The organism is Streptacidiphilus monticola (assembly GCF_042658505.1).
Taxonomy (GTDB): Bacteria; Actinomycetota; Actinomycetes; order Streptomycetales; family Streptomycetaceae; genus Streptacidiphilus; species Streptacidiphilus monticola.
Map to the genome: position 1 here is coordinate 42,947 of NZ_JBHSQJ010000051.1, position 25,314 is coordinate 68,260.

26 protein-coding genes are annotated in these 25,314 nt (G+C 72.9%); 12 read left to right on the top strand and 14 right to left on the bottom strand.

What is annotated here, in order from left to right; genetic code table 11:
• Positions 1-50 precede the first annotated feature (50 nt).
• Positions 51-182, top strand: coding sequence for a hypothetical protein (locus ACFP3V_RS13505; RefSeq protein ID WP_380583225.1), 132 nt, complete (start codon positions 51-53; stop codon positions 180-182).
• A gap of 12 nt (positions 183-194) precedes the next feature.
• On the opposite strand, the gene ACFP3V_RS13510 is transcribed toward ACFP3V_RS13505, so the two are convergent.
• The 6 genes from ACFP3V_RS13510 to ACFP3V_RS13535 all read right to left on the bottom strand — a co-directional run bounded on the left by ACFP3V_RS13510 (position 195) and on the right by ACFP3V_RS13535 (position 5,612).
• Positions 195-893, bottom strand: coding sequence for a metal-dependent hydrolase (locus ACFP3V_RS13510; protein WP_380583226.1), 699 nt, complete (start codon positions 891-893; stop codon positions 195-197).
• A gap of 84 nt (positions 894-977) precedes the next feature.
• Positions 978-2,156: a MarP family serine protease gene (locus ACFP3V_RS13515; RefSeq protein WP_380583227.1), complete on the bottom strand. Its 1,179-nt coding sequence runs from the start codon at positions 2,154-2,156 to the stop codon at positions 978-980.
• A 69-nt stretch (positions 2,157-2,225) separates the two neighbouring features.
• The gene (locus tag ACFP3V_RS13520; RefSeq protein ID WP_380583228.1) at positions 2,226-2,900 is read right to left on the bottom strand and encodes an NUDIX hydrolase; all 675 of its coding nucleotides are present in this window, start codon (positions 2,898-2,900) and stop codon (positions 2,226-2,228) included.
• On the bottom strand, positions 2,897-3,751 hold the full coding sequence (gene nth, locus ACFP3V_RS13525) for an endonuclease III (protein ID WP_380583229.1): 855 nt from the start codon (positions 3,749-3,751) through the stop codon (positions 2,897-2,899). Before nth ends, ACFP3V_RS13520 begins: the two co-directional genes overlap by 4 nt.
• Before the next feature lie 50 nt (positions 3,752-3,801).
• Complete coding sequence (locus ACFP3V_RS13530; RefSeq protein WP_380583230.1) at positions 3,802-4,692, bottom strand: ABC transporter permease subunit; 891 nt, start codon at positions 4,690-4,692, stop codon at positions 3,802-3,804.
• Complete coding sequence (locus ACFP3V_RS13535; protein ID WP_380583231.1) at positions 4,689-5,612, bottom strand: ABC transporter ATP-binding protein; 924 nt, start codon at positions 5,610-5,612, stop codon at positions 4,689-4,691. The genes ACFP3V_RS13530 and ACFP3V_RS13535 overlap by 4 nt, the downstream gene beginning before the upstream one ends.
• 133 nt (positions 5,613-5,745) lie before the next feature.
• Here ACFP3V_RS13535 and ACFP3V_RS13540 point away from each other — a divergent pair, with 133 nt between their 5' ends.
• Positions 5,746-6,957: a sensor histidine kinase gene (locus tag ACFP3V_RS13540; RefSeq protein WP_380583232.1), complete on the top strand. Its 1,212-nt coding sequence runs from the start codon at positions 5,746-5,748 to the stop codon at positions 6,955-6,957.
• Between the two features lie 50 nt (positions 6,958-7,007).
• On the top strand, positions 7,008-7,628 hold the full coding sequence (locus tag ACFP3V_RS13545; protein ID WP_380583254.1) for a response regulator: 621 nt from the start codon (positions 7,008-7,010) through the stop codon (positions 7,626-7,628).
• A gap of 201 nt (positions 7,629-7,829) precedes the next feature.
• Here the strand turns inward: ACFP3V_RS13545 and ACFP3V_RS13550 are convergent, their stop codons facing one another.
• Positions 7,830-9,497: a hypothetical protein gene (locus ACFP3V_RS13550; protein ID WP_380583233.1), complete on the bottom strand. Its 1,668-nt coding sequence runs from the start codon at positions 9,495-9,497 to the stop codon at positions 7,830-7,832.
• Between the two features lie 163 nt (positions 9,498-9,660).
• Positions 9,661-10,065 (bottom strand): nitroreductase family deazaflavin-dependent oxidoreductase, encoded by a 405-nt coding sequence (locus ACFP3V_RS13555; RefSeq protein ID WP_380583234.1) that lies wholly within the window; start codon positions 10,063-10,065, stop codon positions 9,661-9,663.
• Positions 10,066-10,112: 47 nt separating this feature from the next.
• On the opposite strand from ACFP3V_RS13555, the gene ACFP3V_RS13560 reads away from it, so the two are divergent.
• Both ACFP3V_RS13560 and ACFP3V_RS13565 read left to right on the top strand, forming a co-directional pair.
• Positions 10,113-10,709 carry an NUDIX hydrolase gene (locus ACFP3V_RS13560; protein ID WP_380583235.1) on the top strand — a complete coding sequence of 199 codons (597 nt, stop codon included), beginning with the start codon at positions 10,113-10,115 and terminating at the stop codon, positions 10,707-10,709.
• Positions 10,710-10,839: 130 nt separating this feature from the next.
• Positions 10,840-11,856: a hypothetical protein gene (locus ACFP3V_RS13565; protein WP_380583236.1), complete on the top strand. Its 1,017-nt coding sequence runs from the start codon at positions 10,840-10,842 to the stop codon at positions 11,854-11,856.
• Positions 11,857-11,935: 79 nt separating this feature from the next.
• On the opposite strand, the gene ACFP3V_RS13570 is transcribed toward ACFP3V_RS13565, so the two are convergent.
• Complete coding sequence (locus ACFP3V_RS13570) at positions 11,936-12,196, bottom strand: HPr family phosphocarrier protein (RefSeq protein WP_380583237.1); 261 nt, start codon at positions 12,194-12,196, stop codon at positions 11,936-11,938.
• A 139-nt stretch (positions 12,197-12,335) separates the two neighbouring features.
• On the opposite strand from ACFP3V_RS13570, the gene ACFP3V_RS13575 reads away from it, so the two are divergent.
• The 4 genes from ACFP3V_RS13575 (at position 12,336) to ACFP3V_RS13590 (ending at position 16,993) form a co-directional block, all read left to right on the top strand.
• Complete coding sequence (locus ACFP3V_RS13575; RefSeq protein WP_380583238.1) at positions 12,336-13,097, top strand: DeoR/GlpR family DNA-binding transcription regulator; 762 nt, start codon at positions 12,336-12,338, stop codon at positions 13,095-13,097.
• Positions 13,094-14,035, top strand: coding sequence for a 1-phosphofructokinase (gene pfkB / locus ACFP3V_RS13580; RefSeq protein ID WP_380583239.1), 942 nt, complete (start codon positions 13,094-13,096; stop codon positions 14,033-14,035). Before ACFP3V_RS13575 ends, pfkB begins: the two co-directional genes overlap by 4 nt.
• A gap of 40 nt (positions 14,036-14,075) precedes the next feature.
• Complete coding sequence (locus ACFP3V_RS13585) at positions 14,076-16,151, top strand: PTS fructose transporter subunit IIABC (RefSeq protein WP_380583240.1); 2,076 nt, start codon at positions 14,076-14,078, stop codon at positions 16,149-16,151.
• Positions 16,152-16,318: 167 nt separating this feature from the next.
• Positions 16,319-16,993 (top strand): Crp/Fnr family transcriptional regulator, encoded by a 675-nt coding sequence (locus ACFP3V_RS13590; protein ID WP_380583241.1) that lies wholly within the window; start codon positions 16,319-16,321, stop codon positions 16,991-16,993.
• Positions 16,994-17,314: 321 nt separating this feature from the next.
• Here ACFP3V_RS13590 and ACFP3V_RS13595 read toward each other — a convergent pair whose 3' ends face one another.
• From ACFP3V_RS13595 to ACFP3V_RS13610, 4 genes are all read right to left on the bottom strand, one after another.
• Complete coding sequence (locus ACFP3V_RS13595) at positions 17,315-18,037, bottom strand: MBL fold metallo-hydrolase (protein WP_380583255.1); 723 nt, start codon at positions 18,035-18,037, stop codon at positions 17,315-17,317.
• Between the two features lie 56 nt (positions 18,038-18,093).
• Complete coding sequence (locus ACFP3V_RS13600) at positions 18,094-18,993, bottom strand: NUDIX hydrolase (RefSeq protein WP_380583242.1); 900 nt, start codon at positions 18,991-18,993, stop codon at positions 18,094-18,096.
• A gap of 84 nt (positions 18,994-19,077) precedes the next feature.
• The gene (locus tag ACFP3V_RS13605) at positions 19,078-19,545 is read right to left on the bottom strand and encodes a RidA family protein (RefSeq protein ID WP_380583243.1); all 468 of its coding nucleotides are present in this window, start codon (positions 19,543-19,545) and stop codon (positions 19,078-19,080) included.
• A gap of 2 nt (positions 19,546-19,547) precedes the next feature.
• Positions 19,548-19,706, bottom strand: a complete 159-nt coding sequence (locus ACFP3V_RS13610) for a DUF4177 domain-containing protein (RefSeq protein WP_143094391.1) — start codon at positions 19,704-19,706, stop codon at positions 19,548-19,550.
• Positions 19,707-19,844: 138 nt separating this feature from the next.
• On the opposite strand from ACFP3V_RS13610, the gene bagA reads away from it, so the two are divergent.
• Positions 19,845-20,864 (top strand): ATPase BagA, encoded by a 1,020-nt coding sequence (gene bagA / locus ACFP3V_RS13615; protein ID WP_380583244.1) that lies wholly within the window; start codon positions 19,845-19,847, stop codon positions 20,862-20,864.
• Positions 20,861-22,156 (top strand): ATPase BagB, encoded by a 1,296-nt coding sequence (bagB, locus tag ACFP3V_RS13620; protein WP_380583245.1) that lies wholly within the window; start codon positions 20,861-20,863, stop codon positions 22,154-22,156. Before bagA ends, bagB begins: the two co-directional genes overlap by 4 nt.
• A gap of 138 nt (positions 22,157-22,294) precedes the next feature.
• On the opposite strand, the gene ACFP3V_RS13625 is transcribed toward bagB, so the two are convergent.
• Positions 22,295-22,621: a WhiB family transcriptional regulator gene (locus ACFP3V_RS13625; RefSeq protein WP_380583246.1), complete on the bottom strand. Its 327-nt coding sequence runs from the start codon at positions 22,619-22,621 to the stop codon at positions 22,295-22,297.
• Between the two features lie 400 nt (positions 22,622-23,021).
• Between ACFP3V_RS13625 and ACFP3V_RS13630 the strand changes: the two genes are divergently transcribed.
• Positions 23,022-25,274, top strand: coding sequence for a transglycosylase domain-containing protein (locus ACFP3V_RS13630; protein WP_380583247.1), 2,253 nt, complete (start codon positions 23,022-23,024; stop codon positions 25,272-25,274).
• Positions 25,275-25,314: the final 40 nt, after the last annotated feature.

Sequence of the window (25,314 nt, forward strand, 5' to 3'; positions counted from 1 at the left end):
GAACGGGGCATTCTGGATTCACCTCCGTGCCCTTCGGGAACACTTCGGGCATGAGCTGGATGCAGAGCCGCGCCCGTGCGCGTCTGAACCGTCGCCGCTCGACGCAGCCGCACGCCGGTCTGCCCTACCTGCTGGGGCGCCGCGCCCGGTGGGTCACCACACGGCTCCGGGCGCGGGCCTGAACCCGGGCGTTCCTACAGGGTGTTGGGCGCCAGCGCGGTGAACCACAGCAGCACCACCGTGGCCACACCCATGATCGGGACCAGGATGTCCGTCTCCACGTTGTTGCCGCTGCTCTTGATGATCTCGATCTCGTAGCGGGTGCGCCGGGGCCACAGCCACGGCACGCCCATCTTCGTCAGCGAGTCGCCGAGCAGGTGCGCCAGGCAGCCGACGCCCACCAGGTAGGGCAGCCAACCTGGCGCCGAGGGGATGAACTTGGCGATGACCCCGGTCCCGATCGCCGCCATCACGATGACCGTGCCGTAGGCGTTGAAGCCGTGCCCGGGCGGGCACAGGTTCAGCGCGCGGACCGCCATGGCCAGCAGGAAGAAGCACAGGCCCAGGGTGAACCAGCGTCCGCCGTAGGTGATCCCGGCCCAGGTGCCCGCGGTGGCCAGCACGATGAACAGCAGTGAGTGCGTGGCGTGCCGGTGCCCGCCGGAGATCCAGGCGATGAACCGGCACAGCAGCCGGGAGAGCGGTCCGAGGAAGTTGGCGATGGTGCCGTCGTGGTGGTCCAGGTCGGGCAGCAGCGCAGCGCCCGCGCAGAGCACCGTGCCCATGAGGATCTCCTGCGGCCGGAGATGCGTGTGCATCAGCAGCGGCGGGAGGTAGGGCGAGGTGGCCGCGAAGAGCAGCGCCCCGCTCACCGCGTGCGAATGGCCCATCATGACGGTCGTTCCTCCCGGTACCAGTAAGCCTTCTGACTGTGGGTCAACTCGGCCGAAGGTACCAGCAACGATCACTCGGACGGATCACAGCGCACAGGATTGGTCCCCCACCCGCTGGGACGCGGTCGCGCCCTGCTCCGCGTCGGAGCGCACCTCGTCGACGGTGAGGGCGTAGCCGGTCTGCGCGTCGTCCAGGGACTTGGCGAAGACGACGCCGTAGACCTCCCCGTCGGGCGTCAGCAGCGGCCCGCCGGAGTTGCCCTGACGCACCGTCGAGCGGATCGAGTAGACGTCACGGGTGACCGTGCTGCGGTGGTAGATGTCCGGGCCCGAGGCCCGGATCCGGCCCCGGATGCGGGCCGCCTGCACGTTGAACGGCCCGTTCTCGGGGAAGCCGGCCACGATGGCGTCCGACCCGGTGGGCGCGTCGCCGGCGAAGGCCAGCGCCGGCGCCCGCAGCGAGGGGACGGCGAGCACGGCGATGTCGCGCTTCCAGTCGTAGAGGACGACCTTGCCCTGGTAGATCCGGTCGCCCAGGCGGACCGTCGGATCGGCGACGCCGCCGACGACGTGCGCGTTGGTCATCACCCGCTGCCGCGCGTAGACGAAGCCCGTCCCTTCGATCACCTTGCCGCAGGAGGGGGCGGTGCCGACCACCTTGACGATGCTGCGTCGTGCCTGCCGCACCCCGGCGCTGTTCACCAGCGCCGGATCGGGCGCCGGGACGCTGGTGATCGGCTCGTTCTGGAAGGGGTCGAAGACCTGCGGGAAGCCGTTTCGGGAGAGCGCGGAGCTGAAGTCCGAGAACCAGTTGGGGGCATCGGCGGGCAGCGCCTGCTGCACCCGGCCGAGGACGGCCGAGCTGCGCACCTGGTGCGCGATGGTGGGCAGAGACGTTCCGGCAAGGGCGGAGCCGATCAGCCAGGCCACCAGCAGCATGGCGACGACGTTGACGAGAGCTCCGCCGATGCTGTCGACGACCCGGGCCCGGCTGCGCTTGATCGGGCCGCGCAGCTTCCAGCCCCAGTGCGTGGTGAACGCCTGCCCCACGGAGGCGAAGACGATGACCACGACGACGGCGACGACGGAGGCCACGGTGCCGGAGGGGAGGTGCTGGAGGAGATAGGGGAGAAGCTGGACGGCGATGACGCCGCCCCCGAGGAACCCGATCACGGACAGCACGCCGACCACGAAGCCCTGCCGGTAGCCGGACACGGCGAACCACACAGCGGCCAGCAGGAGCAGGACGTCGAGCACATTCACCGCCCCACCCTCCCACGGCCGGGTGAGAACGCGTAACCATGCACGTTGCCCCCGCAGGGGCGGTGCCCGCTAGCGGAAAATGCTCGGGTCTCCCAGGTCGACGGTGCGGGAGCGGGGCCAGGGTCGTTCCCAGCCGCAGAGGTGGAGCAGGCGGTCGATGACGCCCGCCGTGAAGCCCCACACCAGGTGGCCGTCCACGGCGAACGCCGGGCCCAGGTGGCCGCTGGGGTGCCGGAGGCGCACGCGGTGGGCCGGGTCGGCGAGCGCGGAGACGGGGACCCGGAAGACCTCCGCCACCTCCGCCGGGTCACCGGGGGCGACCCGGCTGGGCTCGCGCCACCACCCCAGGACCGGGGTCACCACGAAGTCGCTCACCGGGATGTACAAGTCCGGGAGCACCCCGAAGACCTGAACGCCCGTCGGCTCCAGGCCGGTCTCCTCCTCGGCCTCGCGCAACGCCGCCGTGATCGGGCCGTCGTCCTCCGGGTCGATCGCGCCGCCCGGGAAGGAGGGCTGGCCGGCATGCGAGCGCAGCGAGCGGGCGCGTTCGATCAGGAGCAGGTCGGGGCCGTCCGGGCCGTGTCCGAAGAGGACCAGCACCGCCGAGCGGCGGCCGCCGGTCGGCGGGGGCAGGAAGCGGCTGAGGTCCTCCGGCCGGACGGTCTCGGCCGTCGTGCGGACGGGCGCGAGCCAGTCGGGCAGGCCGTCCGTCTCCGTGGCCTCCCTGTTCCCCATCCGGGTCATGCCTCCCCCGCGTCCGTCGCCATGTCCTGCGGGCCCGTCTGCCGGGCGGCGGCCTCGCCCGGGAAGTCCGCCGGGGGCTTGAGCCGCTGGCCGGGCTTGCCGCCCTTCTCGTACTTCAGCAGCTTCTCGGCCTTCACCGGGTCGGTCTCCCCGGCGCCGTAGGAAGGGCACAGCCCGGCGATCGGGCAGGCGCCGCACGCGGGCTTCTGCGCGTGGCAGATCCGGCGGCCGTGGAAGACGACGCGGTGCGAGAGCATCGTCCACTCGGACTTGGGGATCAGCGCCATCACGTCCTGCTCCACCACGACCGGGTCCTCCGACTGCGACCAGCCGAAGCGGCGGGCGAGCCGCCCGAAGTGGGTGTCCACCGTGATCCCGGGGACGCCGAAGACGTTGCCCAGCACGACGTTCGCCGTCTTCCGGCCGACCCCCGGGAGGGTGACCAACTCCGCGAGCGTTCCCGGGACTTCGCCGCCGAAGTCGTCCCGTAGCGCCTTCGAGAGCCCGAGCAGCGACTTCGCCTTGTTCCGGAAGAAGCCGGTCGGCCGGATCAGCTCCTCCAGTTCCTCGGGGTTCGCGTCCGCAAGGGCGGCCGGCGTCGGGTACTTCGCGAACAGGGCCGGGGTGGTCTGGTTCACCCGCAGGTCCGTGGTCTGCGCCGACAGCACCGTGGCCACCAGCAGCTGGAACGCGTTCTCGAAGTCCAGCTCCGGATGCGCGTACGGGTACACCTCGGCCAGCGCCCGGTTGATCTTCCGCGCCTGACGCACCAGCGCGGTGTGCGTCGCCGGGAACTTCGCCTTCTTGAACGCCGGCTTCACCGGTGCGGCGCTCACGCCACTCTTCGCCATACCGAGAGCCTACGGGTCGCGCTCCGCCGCCATGCGCAACAGCGCCCTTCTCAGACGTCGCGACGGTCGATGACCACCAGCGACAGCACCACGGCGACCAGCGGCCAGAGCGCGAGGACCCACCAGGAACCGGCCGCGTCCGCCGGGAAGGGGCGGCCGGAACGGAAGCCGGGGACGTCCAGAGGGGCGAGGAACTGCCAGGCCCGGAAAGGGGTCGCGTTGTAGAGGAGGGCGGTCCAGTAGTGGTTGTCCGAGAGGAAGTTCGGCACCAGCAGCAGCACCGTGACCACCGCGACGACGGTGGCCGCCGCATGGCGGATCAGCACCGCGAGGCCCAGGCCGACGAGGGCGCTGACCGGAGCGAGCAGGGTGTCGGCGAGCAGGCCGCGCGTCGTCCCGGAGTAGCCCCAGGGGAGGCCCGCGTGACGCCCCGAGAGGATCGCCTGAGTCAGCCAGAAGGAGGCCGGCGTCACCAGCGCCCCGAAGACCAGCATCGTCCCGGCGACCACCGCGGTCTTCGCGGCGATGACCGAGCGGCGGGCCGGAACGGCGGCGAAACTGCTGCGGATGGAACCGCTCGCGTACTCGCCGACCACGGCGAGCGCGCCGAGGACGCCGCAGACCAGCAGCAGGGCGATACCGGTGTTGTTGGTGAAGGCGTCCCGCCAGGACCCCTCCGGGCGGAAGACCTGGCGCATGCCGAGGTCGTAGTGCGGCCAGTTGCGGTAGTCGGCGAAGGCCGCGTCGGCGTTCAGCGCGACCAGGGCCAGGCCGCCGAGCGGGACACCCCAGCGCATGGAGCGCAGCGAACGCAGCTTGAGCCACTCCGCGGCCAGCAGATCGCCGAACCCCGAACGGACCTCCCCGGCCTGGGCGGTGGCGGCCGCGGTCCTCGCGGCGGAGGTGCCCGCCGCCCCGCTGTCCGTGGTCCCGGTGCTCATGCGTGGCCTCCCTGGCTGCTGTTGGCGGTGGTGTACTCGACGCTGTCCGCGGTCAGTTCCATGAACGCGTCCTCCAACGAGGCGCCGCGCGGCGCCAGTTCACGCAACAGGACCCGGTGCTCGAAGGCGAGTTCGCCGATCCGGTCCGCGCTGATGCCGACGGCCTCCAGCCCCTCGGGGACGGAGCGCACCGTCGCGCCGGCCGCCGTCAGCAGGCCCGTCAGCCGCTCCGGCTCCGGGGTCCGCACGAGCACCCGGAAGCCCGGGCCGCGGGCCGCGAAGTCGGCCAGCGGCTGGTCCGCGATCAGTCGGCCGCGGCCGATGACGACGAGGTGGTCCGCGGTGTTCTCCATCTCGCTCATCAGGTGCGAGGAGACGAACACGGTCCGGCCCTCCGCCGCCAGCCTGCGGAACAGGCCGCGCACCCACAGGACGCCCTCCGGGTCGAGGCCGTTGAGCGGTTCGTCGAAGAGCAGCACCGGCGGGTCGCCGAGCAGCGCGGCGGCGATGCCGAGGCGCTGCCTCATCCCGAGGGAGTAGCCGCCGATCCGCCGCCGGGCGGCGGCGGCCAGACCGACCTCCTCCAGCACGGCGTCCACCCGGGCGGCCGGGATCCGGTTGCTGCGGGCCAGGACCCGCAGGTGGTCGCGGCCGTTGCGGCCGCCGTGCACGTCCCCGGCCTCCAGCAGCGCGCCCACGTGCCGCAGGCCGCGGGCGTGGTCGCGGAACCGGCGTCCGCCCACCAGTGCGGTGCCGGAGGTGGGTTCGTCCAGGCCGAGGAGCATGCGCAGGGTGGTGCTCTTGCCGGCCCCGTTGGGTCCGAGGAAGCCGGTGACCCGGCCCGGCCGGGCGGTGAAGCCGAGGCCGTCGACGGCGGTGGCGCGGCCGTAACGCTTCGTCAGTTCGTTGACTTCGATCACGGTCACAGCGTTGCCGCCGGCCGCTGTCGCTGTCGTCGGCCCGGAGGGGACAGTCCGCGGCCGCCGGATGTCACCCACGGGTGTAAGCCCGCGGTCCGATGCCGGGCGGACGGCCCGCGGTTACGATCGCGCCATGCACGCCACCACGCCGCTGCCGCTGCTCAAGCGCGTTCCGCCGGGCGCCTGGACCGCGGCCGCGTGGTGCGCGGGCACCGCCTACGCCTTCCTGGTGCAACTGCCGCTGCTGGGAGAGCCGGTGCCCGACGGGCGCCCTCACCTCTTCCTCTCGCATCTCTTCCTGGCGCCCGGCAACGGGCTGAACCTGCTGGGGTCCGCCGTGGCCGCACTGACGGGCAGCCTGCTGGCGCGGCGCCGCCCCTTGGGCGGACTGCTGCTGCAGCTTCTCGGCTCGGTGCTGGGCGCGATGGCGCTCAACTCCACAGAGATCGATTTCACCCAGTTCCTACCGGTGGGCGTCGCCGTCGCCCTCGTCGCGTCCTCGCGCCCGCGCCGCGCCTCGCTGCTCGCCGCGCTCCTGGCGCTCGGCACCGTCCTCGGCTATCCGCTGGTCCGGCTGCTGTGCGGCTTCCCCACCGGCACGTCCACCGAGCTCGGGGTGGCGCTGACCACGGCCGTCGCCTGGCTGGTCGGCGACGGCACGCTCGGCGAGCGGGAGGACGCGGCCGAGGCCGCGGCGCGGACCGCGCAACAGGCCGTGGCGGACGAACGGCTGCGCATCGCAAGGGAGTTGCACGACATGGTGGCCCACAGCCTGGGGATCGTCGCGCTGCAGGCCGGCGCCGCGCGCCGCGTCCTGGTCCGCCGTCCCGACCAGGCCGAGGCGGCGCTCGGCGCGATCGAGCAGTCGGGCCGGGAGACCCTGGCCGGACTGCGCCGGATGCTCGGCGCCCTGCGCGGCGCGGAGGCGGAGGGCGCGTCCCGCACTCCGGCCCCGGGCCTGGCCGACCTGGACCGCCTGGCCGCCGCGACCACCGCGGCCGGGGTCCGGGTGGACGTGCGCTGGCACGGACAACCGCGCCCGCTGCCACCGGAGGTGGACCTCTCCGCCTACCGGATCGTGCAGGAGTCGATCACCAACGTCGTCCGCCACGCCGCCGCCCGCAGCTGCCGGGTCTCGTTGGACTGTGGGGAGGAGGCGCTGCGGGTGGAGGTCGTCGACGACGGCCGCGGCGGCAGTGCCGTCCCCGGCTACGGGCTGCGCGGTATGCGCGAGCGAGTCACCCTGCTGCGCGGCGAGTTCAGCGCGGACGGCCTCCCCGGCGGCGGCTTCCGGGTCGCCGCGACCCTCCCCCTGGCCTCCGCGTCCGCCGTGGCCGCGCGGTGATCCGCGTCCTGCTGGCCGACGACCAGCCGCTGGTGCGCACCGCCCTGCAGATGGTGATCGGCGACGCGCCGGACATCGAAGTGGTGGGGGAGGCCGGTACCGGCGCGGAGGCCGTCCGCCTGGCGGCCGAACTGCGCCCGGACGTCGTGGTGATGGACATCCGCATGCCCGGTATGGACGGCATCGAGGCGACGCGCCAGATCACCTCCTCGGACCGGGGCCGGGCGGCGAGCGGAGGGACCCGCGTGCTGGTGCTGACCACCTTCGACGACGACGAGTACGTGCACGGCGCGCTGCGGGCGGGGGCGTCGGGCTTCGTGGTCAAGGACATGGCCCTGGACGACATCCTCACCGCGATCCGCGTCGTCGCCTCCGGCGACGCACTGCTGGCGCCCGGGGTGACCCGCCGCCTGCTGGCGGCCTTCACCGAGCCCGGACGCCCCGAAGCGGCTTCATCCGCCCGGGAGTTGACGGGCGTCACGGAGCGGGAGCGGGAGGTGCTGGCCCTGGTGGGGCAGGGGCTGTCCAACCAGGAGATCGCGGAACGGCTGTTCCTCAGCGTCACCACGGTCAAGACCTACGTGACCCGCCTCCTCGCCAAACTCCCCGCCCGCGACCGCGTCCACCTCGTCATCCTCGCCTACGACACCGGCCTGGTGACGCCCCGTTAACTTGCAGACCCCTCAGGGGCGCGAGGCGCTGCGCGAGCAGCCATCCACCCGGGGAGGTCCGGCCCCGACTGCGAGTCGAACCTCCGTGAGTGGTGGCTTGCCCGCGCTGGGGGCACCTCCCGCCGTGGGGGCACCCCCGGCCGAAGGCTGGGGGAGGGTGGGGGATTCCTCGCGCCCCTGAGGGGCCTTCGGCCCAGGGGGCTACCGCGGCGGAGCGTCCAGGCGGCGGCCGTCCTTGAAGCCGAACGCCGGGCACGGCAGCGGTCCCGTCTGGGTGACCGTGCCGTCGTCCGGCGCCAGCGCCGGCATCGTCCGGCAGGTCCCGCCCACGGCGTACCGGGGACAGTGGCCGGTGTCCTGGTCGCGCAGCTGATGCGCGTCCCACGTCGCCGTCCCCGACTGCCGCAGCGACGGTGCCGTGGGCAGGATGCCCTGCGCCGCCGCCGAGCCGCCCACACCGGCCACGACGAACAGCGCCAGCAGCACCGCCACCGCGCCCTGCCGGGCGAAGGCCGTGCCCGACACCGCCAGCGCGCGGGCCAACGTGCCTGCCCCGAGCGCGAGTCCGAGCACCAGCAGCACGATGAACAGGTACCGCAGCTCGATCGCCGTGTGCGGGAACAGGCGCACGTTCTGGTCCGCGGCCATCCGCGACGCCAGGTAGAAGCGCATCAGCCAGACGCCGGCCGTGCAGAACAGCACGGCCAGCACCGTCGACCTGCGCAGCCCCAGCCACACCGCGAGGCCCGCGCCGAGCAGCAGCACCGGCCACGGGTCGGCCACCAGGGTCAGCGAGACCGTCGTCGAGGCCGGGTCCGCCAGCGTGTACGAGTTGCAGAGCAGGTCCCGGGTGCCCGTCGCCCCCAGCATCTGCCACAGGTAGCCGGCCGCGAGGGCCAGGAAGCCCGCGCCGAAGGACGCCGCCAGCGCCAGCCCGCGCAGCCGTCCCGCCCAGCCGGACCGCCACGGGAACAGGGCGAGCAGCAGCGCGGCGATCGCCGGGAAGGTGAAGACGTGCCAGCCCGAGTAGACGAGGAAGAGCCCGCCGCACAGCAGCCCCAGCCACAGTCCCCGCAGCGCGGCACGGGCCGGCGTGACGCCGGGGGAACTGCGCAGCCACTGCGCCAGCTTGGCCACCACCGGCACCAGCAGCATGGCGACCAGCGGCGAGTACGGTTTGGTGGCCATGGGCGAGGTCAGCGCGCCGAGGACGGCGATCGCGGCCGCGGGCAGCGGCGCCACCAGCATCCGCCAGAACAGGAACACCAGGACCGGGGTGAACGCCAGGCAGAAGATGTAGATGGGCTTGAACGCCTCCGGCACGTTCCCGTGCGTGAAGTGCTCGGCGACGAACGCGCCGATGTGCGGCATGCCGGGCGGGTAGATGTTGTCGAACGTGCCGTGCGCCTGGACCTGTTGGGCCCAGCGGATCATCCGGCCGTTGTCCCCGGTCTCGCCGTTGATCGGCCACGGGGTGCCGTGCAGCGCCCAGGCCTCGGCTCCGCCGAGGAATCCGCCGGTCACGCCGACGACCGCCGCGGCCCCCAGCCGCAGCAGCAGGTCCCAGCGGCGGCCCGAGCCGCGGACCGCGTACCGGCCGAGCACCCCGACCACCACCACCGCCGTGCCACTGACCAGCAGTTGCATCCTGCTGAGGGCGCTGACTTGCGCGGCCTTGTGCAGGGGATTGCCGTGGATGCGGGCCGCCAGCGCGGTGAGGACCACCGTGAGGGCGAGGGCCAGGACGCCCTCGCCCGCGCTCGGCGCCCAGCGCCGGACCAGCCGGGTCGTGGTGCGGGCGACCCGGCCGGACGACGGCTCGGCCGCCGGTCCGGCGGGTCGGGAGGTGGGGAGGACTGCGGTGCTCACAGCCGCCCAAGCTAACCGCGGCGACCGCGGCCCCCTGCCCCGAGTGCCCTGTTCCGCACAGGAATTCACCGCGTCGACCGGTCCGGTCCAGCCCCTCCCCCGCGCGGGTTCACCCCGTTCGCGCGGCGTTCATCCGACGGCCGCCGGTCCTCCTGCCCGCCGCTCACCGCACCGGGGTCAGCACGACGACGGGGATGTCCCGTTCGGTCTTCTGCTGGTAGCTGTCGTAGGCGGGCCAGGTCGCCGTCATGATCGGCCAGAGTTCGGCCTTCTCGGCGGGTTCGGCCGTGCGGGCGCGGGCGGTGAAGCGCTCGCCGAGGACCTGCACCTGGACCTCCGGGTGCGCCTGCAGGTTGAGGTACCACTGCGGCGGGGCGTCCGCGCCGCCCTTGGAGGCGACGACGAGCAGGTCGTCCCCGTGGCGCTGGTAGATGAGCGGGGTGCTGCGCGGCTCGCCGCTCTTCCGCCCGGTGGTGGTCAGGATGAGGACCGTCGTCCCCTGCCAGGCGTGGCCCTCGGCCCCGTCGGTCTCGACATAGCGGCGCACGTGCTCCTCGCCGAACAGCATCTTCGCTCCTTCCTCGGGTGCCCCCTGCACGCACTATCATCACCCCGGTGATCGCCGACCTCTGGGATGCCGCCGCCCGTGCCGAGTTGACGAAGCGTTACCCGCTGCTGCACGCCCCGCAGCGCTGGGCCTGGGGCGGGATGGACGCCCAGTTCTCGGGGGAGCTGCCGCCGGAGGAGCTGGTCACCAACATCCACCTGGTCGGCTTCGACGCCGAGGGCGCGATCGTGCTCTGCCGCGACGCCCGCGACCACTGGTTCCTGCCGGGCGGGACCCGCGAGCGCGACGAGAGCGTGCTCGACTGCGTGGCACGCGAACTGCGCGAGGAGGCCGGCGCCCGGATACTCGGCGCGCCGGTCTGGATCGGCGCGCACCGCTGCGTCACGGACCACCCCAAGCCGTACCGCCCGTGGCAGCCGCATCCGGAGAAGGCCTGGCTGTGGGGCTGGGCGGACGTCGCGATCGACTCCGCGCCGACCAACCCGGACGACGGCGAGGCGGTCGTCGAGGTCCGCGCCGTCCGTCCCACCGAGGCGCAGCGCCTGCTGACGCAGGGCCGCGAACCGTGGTGGGGCGAACTCGTCGCCCTCGCCGTCCAGGCCCGCGCTGCCGGCGGACGGGCCGTCAGGTCAAGCATCAGGTAAATGATCTGCCGTCAGGACCTGTGCGGCTGCTAGGTTCCCGCTGTCCCGGGCGGGTCGACGGGCCGTCGGGGGGCCGGGAGCTGCGCCGATACGGCCGCATCCGCCCCATTCCTGACCTAGGACCCACCTGATGAAGCTCATGCAGCGACTGGCTGCCGTCGGCACGGCCGCCGCTCTCGGACTCGTCGCCCTCGGGGGTGCCGCGCACGCGGACGTCCCGTACCAGGACTACGGCAAGTACGTCTCGCTCAACGGTCCCCACGGCCTCAGCGTGGGCGGCGCGTGGGGCGTATGGACGCTCCAGGCGAAGAACCCGAACGCAGCCACCGATGCCACCGACCACCTGCTGTTCAACATGTTCGGCGTGGACGACCCGGCGCAGTTCCAGTTCCAGGTGCGCGCCGGCACCACCGGGGCGTGGCACGCCGCACCGGTGCACTGGTACCAGATGAGCAGCAACCCGCGCCGCTTCCCCTTCTACCTCGCCTCCTGGGACTTCACCGGGAAGGCCCTGCGTCTGGCCCCGCACAGCGTGCGCACCTTCCAGGTCCGCGCCCGCCGCCTGCCCAGCCGTCGGGAGACCTCGCCCTTCCCGGCGAACTTCACCGCCTACCTGACCCCGAAGCAGGGCTCGTCCGGCCAGGGCGGCAACTTCACCGCCCGCGCGGACGAGAGCGTCGCGCCGTGGGGGCTGCACACCGCGATCAAGGGACTGGCCGCCAAGGTCCCCGCGGACGGACGCCACCACCAGTTCCAGATCCGGATCTCGTCCGACAACCACGCGAACTGGCACCTGGACAAGGCGAGCTTCTTCCTGTGGCAGGGACAGAAGTACGGCAGCATGAGCGGCCCGCGCGCCTGTGACGCCGAGCTCGAGGTCTACGACCCGCACGGGCACAAGTGGCACCGGGTCGGCCTCGGCGCCGCCGGGGTCAACCAGCTCACCGTGGACGTCGCGCACTGGGCGACCGGTCCGGCCTGGAACCGGACGCTGACCGCCCGGCTCACGCTCGGAGCCGGCTTCCGGACGGGCAGCGACGCTTTCCTGGGCTTCGGCTACTACCCGGGCTCCGGTGACCCGGACTACTTCTGGACCACGCAGAAGATCGCGGCGGTCCACTCCGCCCGCGCCCCGCGCTGCGTCTGACGCACCGCCAGACCGCGGCCCCTGAGCGGAACGGCCGCTCGGGGGCCGCGGGCCGCCCGACCGTGCCGCCGCCTGCGGGTCATTCCGCCGAGGCCAGCACCTCCGCCAGCGCCTGCAGCGCCGCCTCCGCGCCGTCGCCCTCGGCGGAGAGTTCGAGCGCCTCGCCGTGGCCCGCGCCCAACGCGAGCACCGAGAGCAGACTGCGCGCGTCCACCGCCGGCTGGCCGGCGCGCCCGACGGTCACCTTCACACCCTGCTGCGCCGCCGCCTGGACGAACTGGGACGCGGGACGCGCGTGCAGGCCGCTCGCCGCGCCCACCACCGCTGTCAGCTGAGCCATCTCGGCATCCTTTCCGTTTGCTTCCGCAGAATCTGTGTTTCGTTGGTTTTACGTCCATCCCCTCTACCAAGTCAACAGAAACGGGGGTACGCTCCCGATTAACCGGACGGGAACACAGACGAAACGGACACGATCACAGATGTACGCCCCCGAGCGCCAGCAGCAGATCCTGCTCCTCGCGCAGCAGCGCGGCCGGGTCGACGTGCCCTCCCTCGCGGAGGACTTCGGCGTCACCCAGGAGACGATCCGCCGCGACCTGAGCGCACTGGACAAGGCGGGCCTGCTGCACCGGGTGCACGGGGGAGCGCTGCCCGCGGGGTCGCTGCAGCTCGAGCCCGGGCTGGCCGAACGGGACTCCACGGCCGCGGACGAGAAGGAGCGCATCGCCCGCGCCGCCCTGCCCCTGCTCCCCCGGCAGGGCAGCGTGCTCCTGGACGCCGGGACGACCACCTCGCGCCTGGCCGCCCTGCTGCCCGCCGACTCCGAGCTCACCGTGGTCACCCACGCCCTGCCCATCGCCGCCCGGCTGGTGGACCACCCGCACCTCCAGCTGCACCTGGTCGGCGGCCGGCTTCGGCACCGCACCCACGCCGCCGTGGACGCCTGGGCGCTGCGCGCCCTCGGCGAGGTCCACGCGGACGTGGCCGTGATCGCCACCAACGGCTTCTCCCCGGAGAGCGGCCTGACCACCCCCGACCTCGCCGAGGCCGCGGTCAAGCGCGCGATGCTGGAGAACGCGGAGCGGGTCGTGCTGGTCGCCGACTCGGCGAAGTTCGGGGCCCGTCACTTCGCCCGCTTCGGCGAGCTGCGGCAGATCGACGTCCTGGTCACCGACACCGGGCTGGACGACGAGGCGGCCGCCGAGATCGAGCGCCAGGGAACGGACGTGATCCGCGCATGATCGTCACCATCACCCCCAATCCCAGCCTGGACCGCACCTACCAGCTGGACGCCCTGGAGCTGGGCGGCGTCAACCGGGCCACCAGCGACCGGGTGGACCCAGGCGGCAAGGGCGTCAACGTCTCCCGCGCGCTGACCGCCGCGGGCGTGCGCACCACGGCGGTCCTGCCGCTGGGTGGCTTTTCCGGGCTGCTGCTCTCGGACCTGCTGCTGCGTCAGGGCATCGAGGTGGCCACCGTCCCGGTGCGGGGCGAGACCCGGATCAACGTGTCCGTCGTCAGCCCCGAAGGGCTGACCAAGGTCAACGCGGCCGGACCGGAGCTGAGCGAGGCCGAGTCGGCCGCGCTGCTGGCCGTCGTCCGCCGTGACTTCACCGGCCCGGACGTCCAGTGGCTGGCCTGCTGCGGCAGCCTGCCGCGCGGCCTGGCGCCCGAGTGGTACGCCGAGCTGGTGGGCCAGGTGCACTCCGGCGGCGCCCGCATCGCCCTGGACACCTCCGGACCGGCGCTGCTGGCCGCGCTCGCCGCCCGGCCCGACGTCGTCAAGCCCAACCGGGACGAGCTCGCCGAGGCGGTCGGCCGTCGACTCGCCACCGTGGGCGACGTGTTCGACGCCGCCGGCGAGCTCCGCAAGCGCGGCGCGGGCCAGGTGCTGGCCAGCCTCGGCGGCGACGGGATGCTGCTGGTCGCCGAGGAGGGCGCCTGGTTCGGGACCGCCCCCGTCGCCGAGGTCCGCAGCGACGTCGGGGCGGGCGACGCCTCCCTGGCCGGCTTCCTGGCCGCGGGCGGCAGCGGGCCCGAGGCGCTCGCCTCGGCCCTCGCGCACGGAGCGGCCGCGGTCCAGCTGCCCGGCAGCGCCATGCCCACCCCGGCCGACCTCGACCCGGCGGCCGTCACCGTCACCGCCGACCTCCCCCTCGACCGCGTCCTCACGGACTGACCTCCGCCCCCCACTTCAATGCCGAAGGACGGACGACACCATGACTGACCGTCAGAGCCCCAGACTCACCACCCCGGCACTGGTCGACCTCTACCTGGCTCCCGCCGCCAAGGACGAAGCCATCCGTGCCCTGGCCCAGCGCCTCGTGGCCGAGGGCCGGGTCACCGACCTGGACGGCTTCGTCGCCGACATCGCCGCCCGCGAGGCCCAGGCCCCGACCGGCCTGGGCGACGGCATCGGCATCCCCCACTGCCGCTCGTCCCACGTCACCGCCCCCTCCGTCGCCTTCGGCCGCAGCAGGCAGGGCCTCGACTTCGACGCCCCCGACGGCCGTCCGGCCGATCTGGTCTTCATGATCGCCGCCCCGGACGGAGCGGACGACACCCACCTGCAGATCCTCGCCTCCCTCGCCCGGCGGCTGATGGACCCGGACTTCACCGCCGCGCTCCGCGGCGCCACCGACCCGACGGCGGTCGCCGACCTGATCGCCCCCGAGGAGCCCGCGGCCGAGTCCCCGGCGCAGGCCGCGACGACCTCCGCTGACGTGGCGTCAACCGCCGCCTCCCCCACCGGGAGCCGCGCGGACGCGTCGGGCACGGCCGGGGCGAAGCTCCGCCTCGTCGCGGTGACGTCCTGTCCGACCGGGATCGCGCACACCTACATGGCCGCCAAGGCGCTCGAGAACGCCGCGGCCCGCGCGGGCGCGGAGATCCATGTGGAGACCCAGGGCTCCGCCGGATCCACGCCGCTGCCGCAGGAGCTCATCGACGCCGCCGACGCCGTGATCCTCGCCCACGACGTGGAGGTCAGGGACAAGGCCCGGTTCGCCGGGAAGCCGACCGTCGACGTCGGCGTGAAGGCGGGCGTGAACCGGGCGGACGAACTGGTCGCCCAGGCCGCCGCACTCGCCGCCGAGGCCGGCCCGTCGTCCCCCGCCGCCCCCGCCCGGGCCGCTACCGTCCCCGCCGGCGAGGAGCACTGGGCCAAGCGGCTGCGCGCCTACCTGATGACCGGCGTCAGCTACATGATCCCGTTCGTCGCCGCCGGCGGCCTGCTGATCGCGCTCGGCTTCGCCCTCGGCGGATACAAGATCTCTTCCGCCCCCTCCGTCGTCGGCCACTTCGACTGGACCTCCCACCTCAGCTGGGCCGCGCTGCTGTTCCAGACCGGCGCCGCCGCCTTCGGCTTCCTCGTCCCGATCCTCTCCGGCTACATCGCCTGGGCCATCGCCGACCGGGCCGCCCTCGCGGCCGGCATCGTCGGCGGCGCCATCAGCGTCACCGTCGGCGCCGGATTCCTCGGCGGCATCGTCACCGGTCTGCTGGCCGGCTTCCTGGTGAAGTGGATGACGAGCTGGAAGGTCCCGCAGGCGGTGGCCGGGATCATGCCGGTGGTGGTGATCCCGCTGATCTCCTCGGCGATCGTCGGCTTCGCGATGTTCGTCGTCCTGGGCTCCCCCATCGCCAGCGCGATGCGCGGGCTGACCGACTGGCTCAACAGCCTGTCCGGGACCAACGCGATCCTGCTCGGCGCCCTGCTCGGGGCCATGATGGCCTTCGACATGGGCGGTCCGCTGAACAAGGTCGCCTACACCTTCGCCGCCGGCGCGCTCACCACCGCCGGCTCCACCCCGGACGCGGGCAGCCTCAAGGTGATGGCCGCGGTGATGGCCGCGGGCATGGTCCCGCCGCTGGCGATGGCCCTGGCCACGACCGTCCGCGGAAGGCTGTTCACCAAGGAGGAGCGGGAGAACGGCAAGGCCGCCTGGGTGCTCGGCGCCTCCTTCATCACCGAGGGCGCCATCCCCTTCGCCGCCGCCGACCCCCTGCGCGTGATCCCGTCCGCGATGCTCGGCTCCGCGGTGACCGGTGGGCTCTCGATGGCCTTCGGCTCCACGCTGCGCGCCCCGCACGGCGGCATCTGGGTGCTGCCGCTGATCGGCAGGCCGTTCCTGTACCTGCTCGCCATCGCGGGCGGCACGGTGCTGACCGCCGCGCTGGTGATCGTGCTCAAGTCCCGCCGCCGCACCGCCGCCGACCGGACCCGGGCCCTGGTCGGGACGGAGGCGGGGACGGAGCCGCAGCCCCAGGCGCTGGCCGCCTCGGTCTCGGCCTGAGGGTCCGTCAGCTGACGCGGCCGGGTGGCTGTTGCACCCCTGCTACACACCCGGCTGCGTCTTCCGGAGCGTCATAAGACACACTTGGTGTGATTGATCGCACTGTTTCCCGGTCAGGCATGATGGGGGTCACACCCCGAGCGTGCACGGCCGACTAGGAGGACCGAGTGGACGACGTTCTGCGGCGCGCCCCGCTCTTCACCGCGCTGGACGACGAGCAGGCGGCGGAGCTCCGCGCCTCCATGACCGAGGTGACCCTCGCCCGCGGCGAGTCCCTGTTCCACGAGGGCGACCCGGGCGACCGGCTGTACGTCGTCGTCGAGGGCAAGGTGAAGCTCCACCGCACCTCGGCGGACGGGCGCGAGAACATGCTCGCCGTGGTCGGCCCCGGCGAGATGATCGGCGAGCTCTCCCTCTTCGACCCGGGCCCGCGCACGGCCACCGCCTCCGCGCTCACCGAGGTCAAGCTGCTCGGCCTGGGCCACGGCGACCTCCAGCCGTGGCTGACCACCCGCCCCGAGGTGGCCATGGCCCTGCTCCGGGCCATCGCCCGCCGCCTGCGCCGCACCAACGACGTCATGTCGGACCTGGTCTTCTCCGACGTCCCTGGCCGCGTGGCCAAGGCGCTGCTGGACCTGTCCCGCCGCTTCGGCGTGCCCTCGGACGAGGGCATCCACGTGGTGCACGACCTCACCCAGGAGGAGCTGGCCCAGCTGGTCGGCGCGTCCCGCGAGACCGTCAACAAGGCCCTGGCCGACTTCGCCCAGCGCGGGTGGCTCCGCTTGGAGGCTCGCGCCGTCATCCTCCTCGACGTCGAACGCCTCGCCCGCCGCTCCCGCTGACGCGGGCCCCCGGGGCCCCGTCAGGAGCCGTTAGGGGCGCGAGAAACTGCGCGACCGGCCCACCACCCACGCAGGTTGGTCCCGCAGATGCGGTCGGCCCTCCCCGGGTGGTGGGCCGGTCGCGGGCTGGGGGCACCTCCCGTCCGAAGGGTGGGGGAGGTTCGTCCCGCAGATGCGGTCGGCCCTCCCCGGGTGGTGGGCCGGTCGCGGGCTGGGGGCACCTCCCGTCCGAAGGGTGGGGGAGGTTCGTCCCGCAGATGCGGTCGGCCCTCCCCGGGTGGTGGGCCGGTCTGGGGGATTCCGCGCGCCCCTGAAGGGCGACTAGATCAGCCCGTGCTCGGCCAGGTAGTCCAACTGGGCCCGCACGGACAGCTCCGCCGCAGGCCACAGGGCGCGGTCCACGTCCGCGTACACATGGGCCACCACCTCCGCCGGGGTGCGGTGGCCTGCCTCCACCGCCGTCTCCACCTGGGCCAGGCGGCTCGCCCGATGGGCGAGGTAGAACTCCACCACGTGCAGCGCGTCGTTCAGCACCGGCCCGTGCCCGGGCAGCACCGTGCCGACGCCGTGCTCCGAGGCGAGCGCGCGCAGCTCCCGCAGCGAGTCCAGGTAGTCCCCCAGGCGGCCGTCCGGGTAGGCGACCATCGTCGTGCCACGGCCCAGCACCGTGTCCCCGGTCAGCACCGCGCCGTCCGCGGGGATCCAGAAGGAGAGCGAGTCGCTGGTGTGGCCAGGCGTGGCGAGCACGCGGAGCTCCAGGCCGTCCGCCTCGACGACTTCGCCGCCGCTCAGCCCCTCCGCGCCGAGCCGGAACGCCGGGTCCAGCGCCCGCACCTCACTGCCCGTCAACTCCGCGAAGCGGCGCGCCCCCTCCGAGTGGTCCGCATGACCGTGCGTCAGCAGCGTGGCGGCGACGCGGCGTTCGCCCACCTCCGCCCGCACCGCCCGCAGATGGGACTCGTCCAGCGGCCCGGGGTCCACGACGACCACCGCGTCCGCGCCCGGCTCCGCCAGGACCCAGGTGTTGGTGCCGTCCAGGGTCATCGGCGAGGGGTTCGGGGCGAGCACGCAGACCGCCCGTTCGGTGTGCCGTCCGGCGATCACGCGCTGCCCCCGTCCCGGCCCGCTCCCCGACTGCCCTCCATGGTGAACTCCGGGTACCCGGGCCACGTCAGCCGGTACCCGCCCGCGCCGGGCAGCGCCTCGGCCACCCCCTGCACCGGCCGCACGGCGCGCTTCCCGGCCAGCGTCACGGCCTCGGCCACCGAGCCGCAGGGGGTGAGCTCGCGCAGCGTCGCCGCCGTCGGCGGCAGCATGCTGAACTCACCGCTCTCGTACGCCGCCACCGCCGCCTGCGGCGGCAGCCACTCCACGCGATCGGCCTCGCCGACCGTCTCCGCGGCCCGTTGGCCCTCGGGCAGGGCCGCGACGAAGAACCAGGTGTCGAAGCGGCGGTCCTGCCACTCCGGGGTGATCCACCGGGACCAGGCCCCCAGCAGGTCGCTGCGCAGCACCAGTCCCTCCCGGGCCAGGAACTCGCCGAAGCTCAGCTCCCGGGCCTCCAGCGCGGCCCGCGCCGCCGCCCAGTCCGGCCCGCTGACGTCCGCGACGACCGACGCGGCGTCAGGTCCGGCCAGCAGCACGCCGCACTCCTCGAAGGTCTCCCGGACCGCCGCGCAGACCACCGCGCGAGCGTCCTCCGCCGGGACGCCCAGCCGCTCGCCCCACTCCTCCGGGGACGGCCCGGCCCAGCGGGGCGCGGCCTCGGCGTCCCTGGGGTCCACCGAGCCGCCGGGGAAGGCGTAGGCGCCGGCCGCGAACGCCATCGAGGCGGCCCGGCGCAGCAGGTACGCCTCCACCCCGCCGGGCGCGGCGGCGTCGCGCAGCAGCACGACGGTCGCGGCGCGGCGCACCGGAGGGGGCGTCAGTTCGCCGCGGGCCAGGGCGTCCAGGCGCCGCACCCACGCGGACGGGACGGGCCGTACCGGATCATCAGCCATAGCCGGATCGTACGGCCCGTCACCTCGCTTGCGGCAGACCCGCCCGGCAGCCCCGCGGGCCCGGGAAGCTCCGCCGGACGGAGTTCAGTCCTGGCGGACCCGCACCACGAGCTCGACCTCGACCGGGGCGTCCAGCGGCAGCACCGCCACACCGACCGCGCTGCGGGCGTGCACGCCGGCGTCGCCCAGCGCCTCGCCGAGCAGCTCGCTGGCGCCGTTGACGACGCCGGGCTGCCCGGTGAAGTCGGGGGCCGAGGCGACGAAGCCGACGACCTTGACCACCTGCTCGATCCGGTCCAGGTCCCCGATCACGGACTTGACCGCGGCGAGCGCGTTGACGGCGCAGATCCGCGCCTGCTGCTTCGCCTCGTCGGCGGTGACCTCGCCGCCGACCTTGCCGGTCACGCCCAAGGTGCCCTGCACCATCGGGAGTTGACCCGAGGTGTAGACGTACTCGCCGGTGCGCACCGCCGGGACGTAGGCGGCCAGCGGCGGCACCACCTCCGGCAGCGACACGCCCAGCTCGGCCAGTCGGCTCTCGACCTTGCCCATGGCTACTGCTTCTCCCGCTTCAGGTACGCGACGAGCTGCTCGGGGTTGTTCGGCCCCGGGACGACCTGGACGAGCTCCCAGCCGTCCTCGCCCCAGGTGTCCAGGATCTGCTTGGTCGCGTGCACCAGCAGCGGCACGGTGACGTATTCCCACTTGGTCATGGGGGGACTCTAGCCGCCGCCCCCGCTGTGACGTGCGACACAAAGGGGTGCTTTCGCGCCCCCCGTGCGGAACACCTCCCCTTGCGTCCGTGGCCGTCTGGTTACGCTCGCAGGGAGGACACAGGCAGGAGGCAGCGAATGGCGGCGGACGGACCGGAGCCCCTGGGACCGGACTGGGAGGGCGTCAGGCTCCACGTCGTCAGCGGCAAGGGCGGCACCGGCAAGACCACCGTGGCCGCGGCGCTCGCCCTGGCGCTCGCCGCCGAGGGCCGGCGCACGCTGCTGATCGAGGTCGAGGAGCGGCAGGGCATCGCCGAGCTGTTCCGGGTGGCGCCGCTGCCCTACGAGGAGCGCAAGATCGCGTCCGGCCGCGGCCACGGCGAGGTCTACGCGCTCGCCATCGACATCGAGCAGGCGCTGCTCGAGTACCTGGAGATGTTCTACAAGCTCGGCCGCGCCGGAAAGGCGCTGAACAAGCTGGGCTTCATCGACTTCGCCACCACCATCGCGCCCGGCCTGCGGGACGTGCTGCTGACCGGCAAGGCCTGCGAGGCGGTCCGCCGCCGGGGCAAGGACGGCAAGCGCGTCTACGACGCGGTGGTGATGGACGCCCCGCCGACGGGCCGGGTGACCCGCTTCCTCAACATCAACACCGAGGTCGCCGGACTGGCCCGGTTCGGCCCGATCTTCACCCAGTCGCAGGCGGTCATGCGGGTGATCCGCTCTCCCGAGACCGCGGTCCACCTGGTCACCCTGCTGGAGGAGATGCCGGTGCAGGAGACCGTGGACGGCGTCGCCGAGCTGCGCGAGGCCGGACTGCCCGTGGGCGGCGTCTTCGTCAACATGGTGCGGCCGCCGGTACTTGACGAGGCGGCAGTTCTCGCGGCCGACGGCGGCCACGACGGCGAACTGGCCGCCGCGCTCGTCGCGGCCGGTCTCGGCACCCGCCGCAGCGACGCCGCCGCCCGGAAGCTGGTCGCCCCGCTGCTCGCGCAGGGCCGCGAGCACGCGGAGCGGGTGGTGCTCGAACGCGAGCAGCGCGTGGACCTGCAGGGCCTGCGGCTGCCGACCTACGAACTCCCGCTGCTCACCGGCGGAGTGGACATCAGCGGCCTGTACCGCCTGGCGGCCGCACTGCGCACCCAGGGGGCCGCGTGAGCAACAGGACCGGCGCGCACCACGGCGAGCTGGAGGCGAAGCCGCTCGACCTGGACCGGCTCCTCGACGACCGGAAGACCCGCATCATCGTCTGCTGCGGCTCCGGCGGTGTCGGCAAGACCACCACCGCGGCGGCGCTCGGGCTGCGGGCGGCGGAACGCGGCCGCAAGGTCGTCGTGCTGACCATCGACCCGGCGCGCCGGCTGGCCCAGTCCATGGGCCTGACCGAGCTGGACAACACCCCGCGCGTGGTCAAGGGCACCCGCGGCGAGGGCGAACTCCAGGCGATGATGCTGGACATGAAGCGGACCTTCGACGAGGTCGTGCTCAACCACGCGGACCCGGAGCGGGCCCGGCAGATCATGGAGAACCCCTTCTACCAGTCGCTCTCCACCGGCTTCGCCGGCACACAGGAGTACATGGCGATGGAGAAGCTGGGCCAGCTGCAGTCCTCGGGCCGCTGGGACCTGATCGTCGTGGACACCCCGCCCAGCCGGTCGGCGCTGGACTTCCTGGACGCGCCGAACCGGCTCGGCTCCTTCCTCGACGGCCGCCTGATCAAGGTGCTGATGGCTCCGGCCAAGGTCGGCGGGCGCAGCGCGATGAAGGTCTTCAACGTCGGGATGAGCATGTTCACCGGTGTGCTGAGCAAGGTCCTCGGTGCCAACGTGCTGCAGGACGTCTCCACCTTCGTGGCCGCCATGGACTCCATGTTCGGCGGCTTCCGCGAGCGCGCGGACCGCACCTACCGACTGCTCCAGGCGCCGGGCACGGCGTTCCTGGTGGTGGCCGCCCCGGAGCGGGACGCGCTGCGCGAGGCCGCCTACTTCGTGGACCGGCTGGAGGCCGACCGCATGCCGCTGGCCGGACTGGTGCTCAACCGGGTGCACCGCACCGGCGCGCCCGAGCTCTCCGCGGCCCGCGCGCTGGCCGCCGCCGAGCAGCTGGACGCCGCGGTCGACACGACCCTGGATCTCGCCCCGGATTCCGACGGCGCGGCGGCAGGCGGCGCAGGGGCGGTCAGGGCAGCGACGAACCAGCCGGCTGACGGCACGTCAGCATCGGCCGTCGGCGCCGCCGCCTCCACGGAGGCTGAACTGCTGGCCGCGGGGCTGCTGCGGCTGCATGCCGAACGGATGGAGGTCATCGCCCGCGAACGGCGGATGCGGGACCGATTCGTGTCGGTCTACCGCGACGTGCCGGTCACCGAGGTCGCGGCGCTCCCCGGCGACGTCCACGACCTCGACGGCCTGCGCGAGATCGGCGAGCGGCTCACCGCCCAGGACGGCTGATCCGCCGACCCCGCTGACCGCTGCGCTCGGCTGGGGGCCCGCAGCCCCGCCGACCGTCGCGCCTGGCCGACGTGGCGTCAGGCTTGCGGCACCCGCTGGCAGTTGGCCGATCCGCTCCGCCCGGCCGGCCTGACCCGGTCAGCCGGCCTGCGCGAAGTCCGCCTCGGTGAGGTCGCCCAGCGAGTACGACTGCTCGTACTCCGCGCGCGCGGTCTCCAGCAGCCGACGCCAGCTCACCACGGTGGGCCGACGGCGCAGCAGCGCCCGGCGCTCGCGCTCGGTCATCCCTCCCCACACGCCGAACTCGACGCGGTTGTCCAGGGCGTCGGCCAGGCACTCGGTGCGCACCGGGCATCCGGTGCAGACCGCCTTGGCGCGGTTCTGTGCCGCCCCCTGAACGAACAGTTCGTCCGGATCGGTCGTGCGGCAGGCAGCCTGCGCACTCCAGTCCTCAACCCAGCTCATGCTGGCGCCGTCCTCTCCCGAATCGAGGCTCCCCCACGGCGGCAACGGCATATTCGCCGCTGCCAGTTGAGGACGTTACGGAAGTTCTGGCGGTTGCAACAGCCCCCTGGGGCCCAATCCTTATGGCCCATTTGGACTATGCGTGGCAGACACGTCACTCGTTGGAGTGATCGCAGGTGAGAGATCTGTACAGGCTTCGGGGACCTGTGGTTCTCTTACCCGTGGTGTGCCCACCTGGCATATGCCCTCAGCTGACGGGGAGTCAGCAGCTGTGGGGGCGCTGCCAGGGGTGACGCCAGGTGGTTCGGGGGAGTTCGCACAGCAAGTTGTCGCAAGCTTGTGACAAGGGTAGGCGAACACCTGGCCGCTTGTCCGGGGAACCGCGACGTAAGGTTCTGCCATGGCACCGAAGCGGACTGGTTCCCCCCTCCAGCAGATCGGCCTCGGCGTGCGCCTGATCGGCGCAAGCGTACTGGCCGGCGGCCTCGTGGCCGGCATCGCCCTGCCCGCGGTCGGCGTGGTCGGCCTCAGCGCCAAGTCCGCCTCGGACGACTTCAGCAAGAACATCCCGAGCGACTTCACCCAGCCCCCGCTGAGCCAGGCGTCCACCGTCTACGACGCCAACGGCGGCGTCATCGCCAAGGTCTACTCGCGCGACCGCACCGTCGTCCCGCTGAGCCAGATCGCGCCGATCATGCGCCAGGCCCTGGTCGACATCGAGGACAACCGCTTCTACCAGCACGGCGCCATCGACCTGAAGGGCACCCTGCGCGCGCTGCTGCACAACTCCAACGGCGGCTCCACCCAGGGCGCCTCCACGCTCACCCAGCAGTACGTCAAGAACGTCTTCGTCGAGGAGGCGGGCGACGACCAGGCGAAGGTCCTGGAGGCGCAGCGGCAGACCATGGGCCGCAAGATCCAGGAGCTGAAGTACGCCATCTACGTCGAGGAGCACCTGAGCAAGGACCAGATCCTCGCCAACTACCTCAACATCACCTTCTTCGGCGAGAAGGCCTACGGCATCGAGGCCGCCGCGGAGCGCTACTTCAGCGTCCACGCCAACCAGCTGACGCTGCCTCAGGCCGCCATGCTGGCCGGCCTGGTCCAGTCGCCCACCACCTACGACCCGGTGATCGCCCCGGACAAGGCGAAGACCCGCCGGGACGAGGTGCTCGACAAGATGGCCGAGTACGGCACGATCACCGCGGCCCAGGCCGCGGCCGCCAAGGCCCAGCCCCTCGGCCTGAAGGTGAAGCCGGCCCGCGAGGGCTGCATCACCGCCGACAAGTACGGCGAGCAGTTCTTCTGCGACTACGTCGAGCACGTGATCGAGCGAGACCCGGTCTTCGGCAAGACCGCCGAGGAGCGCGCCGCCCTCTGGGCCCGCGGCGGCCTGCAGATCCACACCACCCTGGACCCGAAGGTCCAGAAGGCGGTCTACAAGTCCACGCACAAGCACGTCTACCCGGGCGACAAGGCCGCCACAGCCATGACCATCGTGCAGCCGGGCACCGGCAAGATCCTCGGCATGGGCGAGAGCCGCATCTACGGCACCAGCCCGGCGGCCCAGTACACGACGCTCAACTACAACGTCGACCGCCTGATGGGCGGCGCCTCCGGCTTCCAGACGGGTTCGACCTTCAAGCCGATCACCGCGGCCGCCGCGCTCGAGGCCGGCTACGGCATGGACACCGTGCTGCCGTCTCCGTACAAGGAGACCTACCCCGCGATGACGGACTGCTCGGGCAGCCGGCTGGACACCGGCGACACGGTGCAGAACGACTCGACCAGCCTCAAGGGCCCGTACGCCATGCCCAAGGCACTGGCGCAGTCCGTCAACACCTACTTCGTCGAGCTCTCCGCCAAGGCCGGGCTCTGCAACGTCGTCCACATGATGAACAAGCTGGGCATCACCACCCAGGCGTCGCAGTACACGGTCGGCAAGGGCAAGCTGGACCCGATCCAGGCGGTGCAGTCGCTCACCCTGGGCACGAACAACCTGACGCCGCTGGAGATGGCCAACGTCTACGCCACCTTCGCGGCCCGCGGCACGTACTGCACCCCGATCGCGCTCACCTCGGTGACCACGGCGGACCGGAAGAAGCTCGACATCCCACAGGCCAACTGCCAGCAGGTGATGAGCACGAACACCGCCGACTCGATCACCTCGATGCTCAAGGGCGTGGTCGAGGACGGCACCGGCGCCCCCGCCGGCTTCACCGACGGCCGCCCGAGCGCGGGCAAGACGGGTACCACCGAGGGCCACGCCCAGGTGTGGTTCGTCGGCTACACCCCCGAGCTCTCCGGAGCGACCGTGGTCAGCCACACCGTGAAGACGGACTCCCTCAACGACGAGTACATCGGCGGCCAGTGGGTCGGCCAGGCCTTCGGTGGCACCGTGGCCGGTCCGATCTGGCGGGACGCGATGAGCGGAGCGCTGAGCGGCGTGCCCTTCGGCACCCTGAGCACGGTCGCGCTGCCGAAGGACCCGACGAGCGACCCGAACAAGGGCAAGAACAAGGGTCAGACGCAGGGGCAGACCCAGGGCCAGAACCAGGGCCAGACGGCCGGCGCGTTCGGCGGCCTCACCGGGCTCATCGGCATCGCCGGCGGCAACAACGGCAACGGGAACGGCAACGGCGGCCACCGCTGAGCCGTGACCGCGGGAACGCGCGGAGGGCGCCGGGATTCCT